This window comes from Neglectibacter sp. CSJ-5 (genome assembly GCF_032490475.1).
Lineage (GTDB): Bacteria > Bacillota > Clostridia > Oscillospirales > Acutalibacteraceae > Hominenteromicrobium > Hominenteromicrobium mulieris.
The window spans coordinates 141,461-155,261 of the sequence record NZ_JAVYJC010000004.1 but is presented as its reverse complement, the minus strand read 5'-3'; the positions used below and the strand labels follow the sequence as shown (position 1 = coordinate 155,261).

Here is a 13,801-nt window from a genome sequence, read left to right as displayed (position 1 = left end):
GGAAGTGATGGGAATGGCAGCGACAAGATTGATTGCACTCCATGTGAATAAGGGAAAGACGGTCGCTCAATGTTTGGCAGACAGAACCGACTACTCACAAAATGCCGCAAAAACCAATGATGGCGAATTTATCAGTTCCTATGAGTGTGATCCAAAGACAGCAGATGAGGAATTTCTGCTTTCCAAACGGCAGTATCAGCATATTACCGGCAGACAGCAGAAGAACAATATCATCGCATACCAGATACGCCAGTCCTTTAAGCCGGGAGAAATCACCCCGGAAGAAGCGAACCAAGTCGGCTATGAAACAGCGATGCGATGGACAAAGGGAAAACACGCTTTCATCGTTGCGACCCACATCGACAAATCCCACATTCACAATCATATCATTTATAATTCGACCTCGCTGGATGCCACACGGAAATTCAAAAACTTCTTTCTTTCCGGTCTGGCGGTGCAAAGACTCAGTGATATGGTTTGCCTGGAACACGGGCTGTCCATTATTACACCGAAGCCGTATCGGGAGCGCCAGAAAAGAACTGTTTATCCCAAGAAGCGTACCCAGCGTGACGAATTATGTGATGCGATTGATGCGGTGCTGAAGCAGAAACCAAAGAGCTTTGATGGCTTTGTTCAGGCTCTGGCTGACATGGGATTTGAGTTCAAGGATGGAAAGCAGCCTGCGTTCAAGGGCGAGAATCAGAAGCGTTTCATTCGGCTGCGTTCCCTGGGCGAAGGATATAGCAAAGAGGAAATTCAAGCGGTTATCTCCGGCAAGAACCTGCACAAATCAAAAGGCGGCTCTGCCAAGGCTCCTGCCCCGAAGCAGTTCCAGATGCTGATTGATATTCAGGCAAAGATGGCCGAGGGCAAGACGGTCGGTTATGAAAAGTGGGCGAAGAAGTTCAACCGAAAAGAAGCTGCCCGAACGGTAATCCTACTGAAAGAAAAAGGCTTGGGCAACTACGACGATCTGACTGCTCATATTGAAAATCTGTCTGCCCGGTTCGATGCGCTTTCTGATTCTATCAAGGTCGCAGAGAAACGTATGGTTGAGGTTCAGGCGTTGCAGCAGCACATCAAAAATTATCGCAACACAAGGCAAATTTATATCGAGTACCGCAAGTCTGGATATAGCAAAAAATTCTTTGAAGAACACCGTCAGGAAATCACAATTCATAAAGCGGCGAAGCAAGCCTTTGATGAATTGCAGATTACAAAGCTCCCGTCCATGCAATCATTGTATGAGGAGTTTCATCAGCTGGCAGTCCAGAAAAAGCAGGACTACGCTGAGTACCGTCAGATCAGAAAAGAGAAAGAAGAACTGCTGATTGCCAAACGGACGGTTGAAACGATTTTGAATATCGACAGGCAGAAAGAGCAGGAAAAAGAGAAAGAGAAAGAGGAAAAGAAGAACTTCCGTTAAAGCAAAAAGCCACGGTCTGCACTCCCCAAAGGGTGCGGATCGTGGCTGCTTTTTTGCTTTTCGATTTCGGTGCTTTCAACCATGGGCAAATTTTTATTCTACTGTTCTTTGAGAAACGATTGAAAATCGTGTAGCCATCATCGGCAGATGATGTTCAAAGGGGATTGGGGATGCTTCCCCAACAAGCAAATTTGCGAAGATTGCACCGAAGGGAAAATCGAGAAAATGAGTGAACCTGTACAGGTTTACACTGCTTGCCAATTTGTGAGATTATGAATTTAGTATCGAGAATAGGGTACACCTAAATTTTGCAATGCTGCAACCCTATCATCGTTGCATGGATGAGTTGAGTATATTGCACTGAGAAAACCATCATGCGGAACATCTGAGATATGTTGGTCTAATACCGTCGCTAATTCAAGACCAAAACCAATTTTATAAGCAAATTCATCAGCCAGATACTCATTTTGTCTCATAGACCACATCAGAAAAAGCATACAGAACTTTACCCATAACCAAGAAAGTGCTGTTGATATTCCTGCGAAAACTGCGGTAATTATACCCATTACACCACTACGAGAGCATATTGCGAACAGCCCCATGATTGCAGAAAAAATCCAGTAGGATATTTTGATTAACAGGAGGCACCCGGATATAAATATATTGCCCCCGCCAATCAATAATTGGATAACAGTATGTCCGTATGAGAGATGTCCGATCTCATGGGCGAGAATTCCAAGTATCATATCATCGGAGAGTAAAAGCAATCCGTCAGTTATGCATAGTGTTTGCCTACCTAGAGCAAATGCATTTGGAGCAGGATCATGGATAATCTTCACTTTCACTTTTTTAGGACAGTATGATGTGTTCTCTTTTGCTTTATCTAAAACATATTGAACCAGCGGGACAACTCGAAGTTTTATATCTACTCTTTTTATATCGCTTGCTCCTGCGAAGGCAGCCAGGCACATTTCGCCTAATGGGGATAAGCTGATAGCTACTGTGAAAAAGTAAATACAAATCAGTTCAACAATGCTTCCTGACGAACCGAACACAGCAACAATCAGCAGAATATTAAGAGTAAAGAACAGAAGAGTTCCTAAGTTTGAGAAGCGAACAATTCTGCCTACACGATGCCAAATATCCATAATGCACCCCCCTTTTATCGTGTTGTTGGTTTGAGCTTGCATTGTTTAATTACTCAAATGTAAAGAAATCTTTGTTTCGCTCTTTGAACAGAGCAAAGACAGTCTCTAACACAAATTCGTTTTCAACACCAACATATTCTTCTGTTTCATCGTCAATTTCTTTCAGCTGCAAAATAACAACTTGCCCATCCGAATCTCCAATAGGAAGCAGGACAACATATTCGTTCTGGCGATACGGTATTAAGTCAAGAAATTCAAATTCAACTTCGTTCCCATTCTCATCATTCAAAGTTATAATGTTGTCTTCATCCATGTCGTCGTTCCTTTTCTTAATATAAATAATTATCGTTGATAATGATGCCTAATAGTTCAAAGAGATTATCCTTTTTGGAAAGAATGCATTTTTTCATGGCTTGTTTAATTTGTTCCGTTGAAATGCTATCAGGCAACATTTCCCTTGGGACACCATGACCGAATTGCCGAAAATACTGTTCTTCGATTTCATAATACTCATTATCAATTTTCGGTTCAGGTGTATTAAGGAAGCTATTCATAAAATCTGCAACGCTCTTGTTTTTGTCCATTGTATGCACCTACCTTTCTCTGCTCAAGACCCTAACATGATTATCTGGTCTAATAGAATCAATCATTGAAGAAAAAATACCAAACGCTGTAGGAAAGAAATTTGCTAATAGCTCTAATTTGCCTTGGTCTCCCATAGACGCTTCAAAAAAGTGGGCAAAGGCTTCTGCTTGTAGATTGCCCGGTCTCGTCCAATAGTTCCTTGAGTGACCATAATTTCCGTGCAATTGACCATTTGTTGTCGCATCAATTAAGTCCGAGAAGGAGTGAGCTGAATCCTGCCTAATACGGGTCAGAAAAGCAGTTTGCTTTTCCACTGGAAGATTGTTATATAAGCTCAGGATTCTTTGTCCGTCCTCAACCAGTGCCTCAGCAAATTCTGGAGTATTGGATAGATTGCTCCGATAGTTGCACGAAGCATGGTCGATCATGTGAGCAAGCTCGTGGAAATAAGTTGTTCCTGCACCTCTTGGATTTGTCATATCAGAAGCTGCATTGTAGTAGACTCCTCGTGAATGCCCTATATAATTTCCCGGTGAGTAATGTGCTGTCTGATCCGGTGGATATTCAGAATCTTGTATCATCAGTTTACCAGCGAAATGGTCAAACACTTCTCTGACATTCTGCTCTGCATTTTCATGGCGTTGTGATATAACAGCGATATATCCGTCTGGTGTGCTACCTTGGGTTAGCACGCCAAGGCAATACTGATAAGACGAATTACCAACATTAGGTGTTTGCAGACCCTGGAGGAAAGAATTTCGTGCAGAAGGAGTGTCCAAATTAACATTATCATATTCTTGTACACTTTTGGCAAGTGAAGCAACGTATTTTTCGGCCTGAAGCATAATCTGTAAAATATCATTCAGGGCTTTGTTGCAATCTTTTACGATAGTTCCCAGCTCATCGTACTTCTTGTCATTCCATCCAATTCCCAATTGCTGATATTTCATCTTCACAGAACTTCTTGTAGTTTCGATAGAAGAAATGGAGGTCCGCATATTTTTCAGTATTGTCAGTAATTGAGTTGCATCAGCATTTACGTTGCTCAAACACTCACCTCCTCATTTGTTAATCATTTCGAGTGTAGCTACCTGTTACTAAAACCGGGATATATGTATCAAGCGATTGAGCTGCAAGTGTTCGATGTCGCCCATCACTCTGAAATACATAATAAGAACCTACCTGCGCAACCTGGACAGGATTATTGTAATAGCTACGAATGGTATCATCTAACACTGGGTTTTGTGAAAGCTCATCCAAAGACATTCCTGACTCAGTATTTTGACGAACATCTTGGATGTGCGAAGCTCGCCTTAGAATGTTTTCTCTCGACCATCCCTCTCGACCATTCCGTGTCCAAAATCCTTCCGGGTTCCCAAGTTCTCGGTCACTGAGATAAACTCCTTCAATATCCCTTGCTCTAACGTATACGAGTTCTGGATTTTCATTTCGAGAAAAGGTATAGTTCCCGTTCTCCCAATAATCTCGATATTCTTCATAGTGATTTCCACGGGAAAAATATCGTTCAGCTGATAGTCTGTCTTGAACAAATGCAAGATTAGAACCAAAGGTATTTGACTCAAAGGTGGTTGTATCTGCACTTGATGGTGTAACAGCAAAACTACTGGTCTGAGGTGTGCTTGCAGATATTCCATTTGTAGATCCTAGTTGAACACTTTCGTATTCACTAAGGCTCTTGGCGAGTAAAGCCACATATTTTTCTGCTTGAAGCATAATTACCAATATGTCATTGAGAGCCTTGTTGCAGTCTCTTACAACCACGCCCAACTCGTTGTATTTTTTATCTTGCCATCCAGCACCTATTGCTTTTTTCAAATCAGTATAGCCTTTATCTGATAAAAATAATATTTCTTTTAATTTTTTCATTTTACTGCACCACCTTTGTTTGAACTTTCAAATCAATCGCCTCTGTATAATGTTTCCACATTTCAGCATAACGTCCATTTTTATGCTCAAAAATGGATCACGCCTTTTTCGCTGAACAAGCAGCGTTCTTTGATACAAAGGAGCTTGACCTTGTGCCGGGTGAGCTGGTCGATATAGCTTTGGGTCATCCCCCATTCCCGGCCTATCCGGGTCAGACTATGGACTAACACCACATCCACCTCGCCAGCGAGAACGGCCTGTGTGACCTTTCCCATGCCCGGACGGTCAAGGGTCAACCCGCTGCCGTATTCGTCCGCAGCGCCGATAATGGTATATCCCGCCCGCTTTGCGTAAAGCTGGAGCAAGAACCGCTGGTGTTCCAATGCAAAGGTATCGTCACGGGCCACACGGCAGTAAATGAAAACTCTCATATCCCACACCACCTTTACACCGCCGGGGCGTAGCTTAATGCTACGCCTTTTCTCGTTTCCAGCAGGATGTCCCGCTCGGGGATTTTGCGGCGATCCGGCACCTCAAAGGCCCCGATACAGTTGTAGTGGATCGTCACCCGCTGGTTGGTTACACCGTCCTCCTTGACCGCAGGATAGACCTCGATGTGGTCAATCAGCTCGGCTACCATTCGTTTGGTGATCTTGGCGGCGTTGGTGTAGTGGCGTACCGTTTCCAAGAAGTCATCTACATCCATCCGCTTTTCTTCCAGCTTTTTCACTTCCAGCCGCAGGGCCTTGATGCGTCCGGCGTTCTCGCCCTGCTCCTGCTCATAGCGCTTTGCCATTTTCGCAAACCGGGCATCGTCGATCTTGCCGGAAACATTGTCCTCATACAGCCGCTCAAAGAGTGTGTCCAACTCCCGGTCACGGGCCAGCAGCCCATCCAGCTCCCGCTTTTTGCGTACCCGCTCATTTTCGGCTACCTTTGCCGAGCGGCCCACCATCGCTTTGATAAAGTCGTTTTCGTACTCGTTGGCGAAACAGGCCAGCCGATGCTCCTCGTAGAGAACGACCTGCTCCAAGAAGTCCAGCCGAATATAGTGGGTGGACGAGCATTTACGCAGCCCCGAATTATGGTTTTGGCAACTGAAAAACTTGATGTCGTGGTTGTTCTGATTAAAGTGGAAGTTCAGATTGCCGCCGCACTCGGGACACTTCATCACGCCGGAAAAGGCGCTTGGCTCTTGGGTGACGGTGGGGCGCTTGCGCCGGGTTCCGGCCTTCAGCGCCTGTACCTTTTCCCAAGTGGGCCGATCAATAATAGCCTCGTGAACATTGAGGAAGATCGCCCGGTTTTCCTCCGGGTTTTCGATCCGGCGCTTCATCTTGTAGGATTTGGAGTAGCTTTTGAAGTTGATGACATCGCCGCAATACTCCTGCGTGGTAAGGATTTTCTTGATCGTGGTATGGCCCCACTTGGTAGGCTCCAAGGTACTTTTGGAACCGCCCCGGCTTGTACCCTTGCTGCGCCAGTAGTAGGTGGGGTTGACGATACCATCAGCGCCGAGAGCGGCGGCAGTTTCGGCCAGCCCGTACCCCTCCAGCGCCATGCGGTAGATACGGCGCACCACATCGGCGGCCACGGGATCGACCACCCAAAACCGGGGATCGTCCGGGTTTTTGATATAGCCATAGGGCGGTGGGGACAGCGGAATCCCGGCGTTGCCTTTCATCTTATTGACGATCCGGCGCTTCTTGGAGATGTCCTTGGCGTAGTACTCATTCATTATGTTTTTGAACGGGGTGAAGTCATCCTCGCCCTCGTCGCTGTCCACGCCATCGGACACGGCCACCAGCCGCACATCATGAAGCGGGAAAAACTCCTCGGTGAGCTTACCCACCTCAATGTAGTTGCGGCCCAGCCGGGACAGGTCTTTGACGAACACCGCCGAGATATACCCGGCCTCGATTGCGGCGATCATTTTCTGAAAGCCGGGGCGCTTCATGGTGGTGCCGGTGATACCGTCATCCACGAAAAAGATGGTGTCCGTATAGCCCTTGTCCTTGGCGGCTTTTTGCAGTATCTTTTTCTGATTGCTGATGCTGTTGGACTCGTTGTCCATATTATCATCACGGCTCAGTCGGCAGTAAAGGGCGGCTGTGCCGAGGGCGGTTTTCTTGCTTGACTGTTTCAAAATATCCTCCTTCCAGCAGTCAAACAAGAGGTTTTATCCTATTTATATTATACCTCCGTTGACCGCCCGTGTTAAGGATGTGGATGAAAAGTTAAGCTGGCTCCAAATCAGCCAACATCAGTTTCAAGAGAATGTCACGCATAGACTCGCCTTTGTCCTTGTAGACGGGCGTGACAATAAATTGGATTTTTCCGACTTGATAAGTGTATTCCTCCTTGGTTGGTACGGGAACTTCCATGTGGGCCTCCTTTCGGCGCAGCGAGAAACAATGACCGACAGTTCCCCTTGTCCCGTGGGGAAACGCAGAAAGGCGGCACCTCGGCGGTGCCGCCCTCTTGCCTTGCTCCACCTTGGGACAGGTTGTCCCAAGGTCAATAGGGGCCGTTCTCAAAGTGCTGCTGGGCCTCCTCCAGCCCGCAGAAGTCAAAAACCTCGTGGAGTTCTGCCACCACACGCCGGATGTCCGTGGGAGAAAAGCCACAGTTTTCCATAGCGTAGATGACATAGCCCCGGCAGGCATTGTTGTTCCACGGCCGGGCCAGCATAGCCGCCAATACAGGATCGCAACTCATAATAGGTTTTCCTCCTTGATAAAGATTTTGGGAGCGCCACGCTCATTTCCTTGGCCCGTCATAAGACAGCGATACTCGACATGACGCTCCCGCTGGGGTGCGGCGGCCGGTCGGGACAGGCGGCCAGCCTGTCCACGCCGGATCGTGGCCGTGGGGTGGCGATGCCCCACTTGCGGTGTTGGTATGGATCGCTCGTCCTCCCGTGGGAGAAGTCACAGCGTACCCACCGCTCGGCTCCCCGGCAAAGCCGGGAGCCGCCGCTATTCAGTTGTCGAGAGGATCAATCCTCTCTATATACCAAGGACAGCAAACACATCAATTCGGACTGGCTTACAGAGTGTCTTTAAGATGTTTTTTCATCTGCTTCAAACCACGCTCTACGGAACGCCGCACAGCACTTTCATTTACGCCCTCGGCCTTGGCAACCTCGCAATAGCTCTTGCCGAGGATAACACAGGCATCCACTCGGCGGCCTTGGATCTCCGGCAGGGTGTTGAGAGCGTTCCAGAGAGTGCAGAACTGATCCATGCGTTCCAACAGCTCCTGCGGGGTCGGCTCGTGCAGACAGGCAGAGTATTCGATCCCATCATTGCAATCGAGGGAATACTGCGCTTTGTTGCGGACGATCCGCCGCTGGTGGGCAGCCTCGTACAGCTTGTCCGCCCGCAGTTCGGCGGCCACTTCATCGGAAACTTCGATATATTCATCGTGGGTGTACCACGGGTAAAACTCTTTCAAATTGATGATAGCCATTATATTTTCCTCCGTTCAGATAGCTGGGTGGATGGCGTTCTGAACGGAGAGGGGGCGGGGATCGACAGCCGGGGCTGCCAGCTTTGGGACAACTTGTCCCAAGGTAAGAATATATAAAAACGCCCGCACAGCATGACGCTATGCGGACGCACGAGTTTTTATTTACATATATGTACTGGAATATTTCATGTTCATGATCGGACGATCCCGGAGGGAGAACTACGCTTTTTTTAGCAGGTGAAAATCACGGGTAGTGTGAAAAAGCAAAATGAACACGACGATCCCTCCATGGAAACCGCCGTGTTCCTCCTAAAGTCATCGTATAAGGCGGTAACTTTGATTGATACCCGCCCCAAAAAACAAAAGAGCCGATAACTCGCACCCAAGGGCTACGGATTGTCGGCTCTGCGTCTGTGCGTCTGGCTCTTTGATAATAGATATATGAAATTGTTTGACACAGATAAGCATTTCACTTTTGCATTTGGGACAAAAGAGTGGGAAATTGTCAAGTATCGTGTCCTTTCGGATTTTAAGTCGTGTTTTGCTCTTGCACACAGGACACAAGAGCCATTCAAAAGACTGTTCTTGTATAGCGGACATTGTTCTCTCTCCTTGTTTTTGATCGTCACGGTAGGCCCCCGCCAACTGGCCACAAGCAGCGTTAATATCGGAGCCAAATTGCGTTCGGATATTGACGCTAATTCCTGCATTATGAATGATACGGCAAAAGGCCTTTATTCGTGTGTGGCTTGAGGGCACCATAGTTTCCGTAACTGTCGTTTGATTGTATGGGATTAAATCTAAATGGTATAGTGGCAAATACTTTTTGTGTTTGAATAACAACTTGGTAAGTTGCTCTGCGTGTCTGTCGCTGTCATTGACATCCTTTAGCATGATGTATGCCAAAAACACCTTGCGATTTGTTTGCCGAATGTGCTGATCTAATGTATCCAGTACCTGACCAAGGGGGTATGTTTTAGTTATTGGCATGAGCGTTTCCCTCAGACGGTCAGTAGGTGCGTGGAGGGAATAGGCCAGATTGACTTGCGGATATTCTCTTGTCAATTTTTGAATACCCGGCACGATACCGATAGTCGAAATGGTGATGCGTCGCTGGGACAGCCCGAACAGTTCCGGGGCGGTCAGATCATGCAGGGCTTCAAAAACTTGTGGATTAGCGAACGGCTCTCCCATTCCCATAAAAGAGATACTGTTGATACTGCATCCTTGTTGCATAAAATATAGGATTTGGTCGGTAATTTCATCCACAGTCAAGTTTCTGCGTAATCCCAAAGTCCCTGTTGCGCAAAACTTACAACCGAAGCCGCAACCGCTTTGAGATGAAATGCAAAAGGAGTTCCAGCCCTCTTTATAAAACAGACCCACCGTTTCCACACGGTTTCCGTCCGACAGTTCAAACAGCACCTTGTCAGTTTGCATTGATTTCTCATGATGGATCGCCTTGATCTCCACAACAGTTTCACCAAACTGCTCCACCAACTTTTCGCGCAGCGTTTTTGGAAGCAACTTCATATCTTCAAAACGCATAATTCCTTGTAGGAACACAGCATCAAGCAGTTGCTTATAACGATACTCAGGTAAGCGCATATCCGCTATGAGCTGTTTCATTTTTTTATACTTGGACATAATTATATTTTCTCCTTCTTATTTAATCGCAATCTTTCCTGTCTTGGTTCACCTCGTCCATAATGCGATAAAGTTTCTCGATCAAGCGACAATTATATTTTTCATTCAAAATGTTCAGCTAAAGTGAAGGTACATTCAGGATAATTTGAACAACCATAAAACGATTTTTTTAATACAATATTGTTGCCACACTTAGGACATTTTCCTACAAGGGGTCCCGAGCGCTTAGTGGGAATTTGTACCCCTTATCGATACAAATTCCCCGTAGGCGCTAGGGACCTCTTTAGCTCCTTGGAAGCTGTCAGTAGTATACCTAATAATTTATCTACATTCCCTTTAGTAACGTGTAACTTTCCAAATTTACAAAAGCGACTCATAGAATTATTTCCTCCCGTTAAATAATAGATAACTATTAAAAATAGACAATACTTGCTCATAAGTAACGGTACTTAAATTGTTTACTTTGGCGTGTTTCATTGCTTGATGAAACTGATTTTTAGTAAACAGTTGACGATATTCTCGATTGACCCATTTTGAAACAAAGTACGTATATAGCTTCCAATATTTATCTGGAACATCTGTGGTATGGCGGGTAAGTTTTATTAAGACACTGTTTACTTTTGGTTTAGGATGAAAGCATTCCGCTGGCAGCTTAAGCAATTGCTGAATCGAGACTTGAGTGTGCAAGAGCAACCCTAGTGTTCGGTGAATATCCAAGGTACGCTTGTAGAATCCTTCTTCAACAATCAGATAGATGTCAGACGCATGGCTTTCAAAAACCACTTTTTTAATAATTTGTGTGCTTAAATGGTAAGGAATACTCCCAACAATTTTATACCTCTGTTTGTTAGGGAATTGAAACTGTAGAATATCTTGGTGAATTAAAGTGACACGAGTATTCAGTTTTAATTTTTCTGACGATAAGTTGAATAGATGACTGTCTAATTCAATAGACGTTACCTGTTTACTTATTTTAGCCAGTTTCGTCGTTAAATGCCCTTTACCTGTTCCAATTTCGTAAACGGTATCGGTTTCTTTTAAATTCAATTGTTTTATTATTTGGTTGAGTACTTTTTCACTCGTTAAAAAGTTTTGAGAATATTTTATATTTTTGTTCATGTAATCACTCCTTCTTAATTACAAATTTTTAGCATCTAATTTAACTTCAATTCTTATTATACAAAATTTTAAGATACTGCACTATCAACACACTCTTAAGTTTGCTTCTAAGTCTTATTTCCATAACTTCTTTCATTTGGGAATAATTCAAGCTGGCGAATCATATAATGTGTACTTGGAATGTAATCAAAATAAAACAATAGTGCTAGATATAAACTCCATGGAATTGGGCGTGTCCGATTTTCGTAGGCACTATAAGTTTGTCGTGAAATACCAACAGCCGAAGCAATTTCTTCTTGTGATGCACCAACTTTTCCTCTGAGTGCGGGTAACTCAATCGCCAATTGAGTGGCCAAGTTCTCTTTCTCATCTTTACTAAAATTCCAAAACTGCTTATAAGCATCTCGCCCTACAAATTGAATCAATAAATCTCCTCCTGGGTATACTCTTTCGTAGAGTACATTACTCCACGAATCGCATTCTTCTCTGTTTTTTTTAGTTTATATCTTTATTTTACAAATTGTCGCACTGTTTGTCAATATGTTAGGGACATAAAACACGAGGTTTTGCACAAAAATCCATCTTAGAAAGTTCCAAAGTCACAATTTGCCGTCAGAATTATAGTCATATTGAAGGAGGTGTACCTTATGGCACGAAAAGGAGAAAATATTTACAAAAGGAAAGACGGCAGATGGGAAGGAAGATACATTAAGTCCCGATCTTCTACAGGCAAAGCCAATTACGGTTATGTTTATGCAAAGTCATATCGAGAAGTCAAGGCAAAACTTATCAGTCAAAGTTCGTGCACGAGTAATTCTGTCACTGTCGATCCAGAAATTAGCTCAGATCAATTTGAACAGGTTGCTATGGAATGGTTTCAAGCTATATGTCCTAAAGTGAAGGAATCTACAAGCAACAAATATAGGAATCTTCTCAGCTCGTATATACTTCCTGTGTTCGGAAGCAAACAATTGCGTGATATAACACACGAGTTTATTGAAACGCAGTGTAATTTTTTCCTTGTTTCTGGTGGATTAAAGGAGAATGGACTTTCCTCTAAAACTGTTTCAGATATTTTATCTCTAATTCGAAATGTCTTACAATTTGCCACCCGAAACGGGAAAGCCATTTCTTGTGACGCACGATCTATACAGATAAAACGTCAAACGAAGGAAATGAGAGTTTTGAGTCGTGCTGAACAGGAAAAATTATGCCAATACTTGTATTCTAATCTTGATTCCTGCAATATTGGTATATTAGTATGTTTATTCACTGGTCTCAGAGTAGGTGAAATTTGTGCGTTACGATGGGAAGATGTTTCATTCTCAGATTACACAATCCACGTGCATCAAACGCTCCAGAGAATCCAAGATAGAACCAACAGTGAATACAAGACAAGGATTGTTGTTACCACACCAAAAAGTGCTTGCTCCATCCGTACTATTCCAGTACCCCATGGCTTAATGACTATTCTTACAGCACACAAAGCTTCTTCTACTGGCTACATCCTAACCAATAGCGATCAGAATCCATTAGAACCAAGAACCATGCAAAATCATTTTAAGAAGGTATTGAAAAACAGCGGAATCACCTCCGCAAATTATCACTCGTTACGTCATACATTTGCTACAAGGTGCATAGAGCTTGGATTCGATGTAAAAAGTCTCAGCGAAATATTGGGTCATGCCAGCGTGAATATTACAATGAATCGCTATGTACACCCATCCATGGATTTAAAAAGAGAAAATATGCAACGGCTTTCTGATTTATTAGCCGTCAAATAAATTGTCAACACCGTCAAATAATGCTGAGTTTTCAGTGTTTGGCGGTGTTTTTTCGTGGAGTAATGTACTCTACGAATTTTTTATTTTAAAGAACCTCAAGATAGCTCATATTGTCGTCTTGGGGTTCTTTTCATTCTATCATTTAATGCAATCTGCCTATAAAATTTTATCATATTGCATTTATAAATGCAACTTGCACCCGATGTTGGTTGTTGAGATTTTTGGTACATTTTATAATGTATAGCAGAATCATACACAGCATGGAGGTGATTGAAACGCAACCGGAAATTGATTACGTTAAGATTGGTCAGCGCATTAGAGCTGCCCGACTGGAAAAGGGTTATAGTCAGGCTGATTTGGGTGCGTTGGTTGGTTGCTCGAACAATCATATGAGCCATGTTGAAGTTGGACAGACGAAAGTTTCTTTGGCAATGCTTCTAAAACTGGCATTCGTCTTGGAAAAGAACTTTGACTATTTTTTACTGGATACCCCATATGCAAAATGCGACAGCATCATTGATAATGAGATTGCTGCAAAACTGAAAAAGTGTAATGTAACAACATTGATAACCGTAGGAAAGTTGATTGATGTCTTGATTGACCAGCAAGAGATGATAAAAAAAGCGGAGCTTGATTGATATAATGAAAAAGAAGCCCATTGACGGTACAGAGTGAACTGCTATGGGGTTCTTTTTTGCAGCACAATATACTGATTCTTTAAGAAGCAAAAAGTC

At 44.0% G+C, this 13,801-nt stretch carries 16 protein-coding genes and 1 pseudogene; 3 read left to right on the top strand and 14 right to left on the bottom strand.

What is annotated here, in order from left to right:
* The first annotated feature begins 13 nt into the window (after positions 1-13).
* Complete coding sequence (locus R2K26_RS09640) at positions 14-1,426, top strand: relaxase/mobilization nuclease domain-containing protein (RefSeq protein ID WP_002578945.1); 1,413 nt, start codon at positions 14-16, stop codon at positions 1,424-1,426.
* Between the two features lie 278 nt (positions 1,427-1,704).
* Here the strand turns inward: R2K26_RS09640 and R2K26_RS09635 are convergent, their stop codons facing one another.
* From R2K26_RS09635 to R2K26_RS09560, 14 genes and pseudogenes are all read right to left on the bottom strand, one after another.
* Complete coding sequence (locus tag R2K26_RS09635; protein WP_002588966.1) at positions 1,705-2,574, bottom strand: zinc metalloprotease HtpX; 870 nt, start codon at positions 2,572-2,574, stop codon at positions 1,705-1,707.
* Positions 2,575-2,623: 49 nt separating this feature from the next.
* Positions 2,624-2,887 carry a DUF1292 domain-containing protein gene (locus tag R2K26_RS09630; protein ID WP_002304397.1) on the bottom strand — a complete coding sequence of 88 codons (264 nt, stop codon included), beginning with the start codon at positions 2,885-2,887 and terminating at the stop codon, positions 2,624-2,626.
* Positions 2,888-2,903: 16 nt separating this feature from the next.
* Positions 2,904-3,158 (bottom strand): hypothetical protein, encoded by a 255-nt coding sequence (locus R2K26_RS09625; RefSeq protein WP_002588965.1) that lies wholly within the window; start codon positions 3,156-3,158, stop codon positions 2,904-2,906.
* Positions 3,159-3,167: 9 nt separating this feature from the next.
* Positions 3,168-4,208, bottom strand: coding sequence for a hypothetical protein (locus tag R2K26_RS09620; RefSeq protein WP_002304399.1), 1,041 nt, complete (start codon positions 4,206-4,208; stop codon positions 3,168-3,170).
* A gap of 19 nt (positions 4,209-4,227) precedes the next feature.
* Positions 4,228-5,046: a hypothetical protein gene (locus R2K26_RS09615; protein WP_021386793.1), complete on the bottom strand. Its 819-nt coding sequence runs from the start codon at positions 5,044-5,046 to the stop codon at positions 4,228-4,230.
* An 86-nt stretch (positions 5,047-5,132) separates the two neighbouring features.
* Positions 5,133-5,477, bottom strand: coding sequence for a recombinase family protein (locus tag R2K26_RS09610; RefSeq protein WP_009896530.1), 345 nt, complete (start codon positions 5,475-5,477; stop codon positions 5,133-5,135).
* A gap of 14 nt (positions 5,478-5,491) precedes the next feature.
* Positions 5,492-7,192, bottom strand: coding sequence for a recombinase family protein (locus R2K26_RS09605; RefSeq protein ID WP_316520203.1), 1,701 nt, complete (start codon positions 7,190-7,192; stop codon positions 5,492-5,494).
* Positions 7,193-7,283: 91 nt separating this feature from the next.
* On the bottom strand, positions 7,284-7,430 hold the full coding sequence (locus R2K26_RS09600; RefSeq protein ID WP_009896533.1) for a hypothetical protein: 147 nt from the start codon (positions 7,428-7,430) through the stop codon (positions 7,284-7,286).
* A gap of 133 nt (positions 7,431-7,563) precedes the next feature.
* On the bottom strand, positions 7,564-7,764 hold the full coding sequence (locus R2K26_RS09595; protein WP_009896535.1) for a hypothetical protein: 201 nt from the start codon (positions 7,762-7,764) through the stop codon (positions 7,564-7,566).
* Between the two features lie 330 nt (positions 7,765-8,094).
* Positions 8,095-8,517 (bottom strand): RNA polymerase sigma factor, encoded by a 423-nt coding sequence (locus R2K26_RS09590; protein WP_009896537.1) that lies wholly within the window; start codon positions 8,515-8,517, stop codon positions 8,095-8,097.
* 315 nt (positions 8,518-8,832) lie between these two features.
* The gene (locus R2K26_RS09580) at positions 8,833-10,164 is read right to left on the bottom strand and encodes a Cfr family 23S rRNA (adenine(2503)-C(8))-methyltransferase (protein WP_396897240.1); all 1,332 of its coding nucleotides are present in this window, start codon (positions 10,162-10,164) and stop codon (positions 8,833-8,835) included.
* 107 nt (positions 10,165-10,271) lie between these two features.
* Positions 10,272-10,376, bottom strand: a pseudogene (locus tag R2K26_RS09575) (topoisomerase DNA-binding C4 zinc finger domain-containing protein); the annotation flags it as partial.
* A 169-nt stretch (positions 10,377-10,545) separates the two neighbouring features.
* Positions 10,546-11,283 carry a 23S rRNA (adenine(2058)-N(6))-methyltransferase Erm(B) gene (gene erm(B), locus R2K26_RS09570; protein WP_002292226.1) on the bottom strand — a complete coding sequence of 246 codons (738 nt, stop codon included), beginning with the start codon at positions 11,281-11,283 and terminating at the stop codon, positions 10,546-10,548.
* 107 nt (positions 11,284-11,390) lie between these two features.
* Positions 11,391-11,708 carry a helix-turn-helix transcriptional regulator gene (locus R2K26_RS09560; RefSeq protein WP_010729536.1) on the bottom strand — a complete coding sequence of 106 codons (318 nt, stop codon included), beginning with the start codon at positions 11,706-11,708 and terminating at the stop codon, positions 11,391-11,393.
* Positions 11,709-11,930: 222 nt separating this feature from the next.
* Here R2K26_RS09560 and R2K26_RS09555 point away from each other — a divergent pair, with 222 nt between their 5' ends.
* Positions 11,931-13,067, top strand: a complete 1,137-nt coding sequence (locus R2K26_RS09555) for a site-specific integrase (RefSeq protein WP_002304408.1) — start codon at positions 11,931-11,933, stop codon at positions 13,065-13,067.
* A 260-nt stretch (positions 13,068-13,327) separates the two neighbouring features.
* Positions 13,328-13,705, top strand: a complete 378-nt coding sequence (locus tag R2K26_RS09550) for a helix-turn-helix domain-containing protein (protein WP_002578940.1) — start codon at positions 13,328-13,330, stop codon at positions 13,703-13,705.
* Positions 13,706-13,801 lie beyond the last annotated feature (96 nt).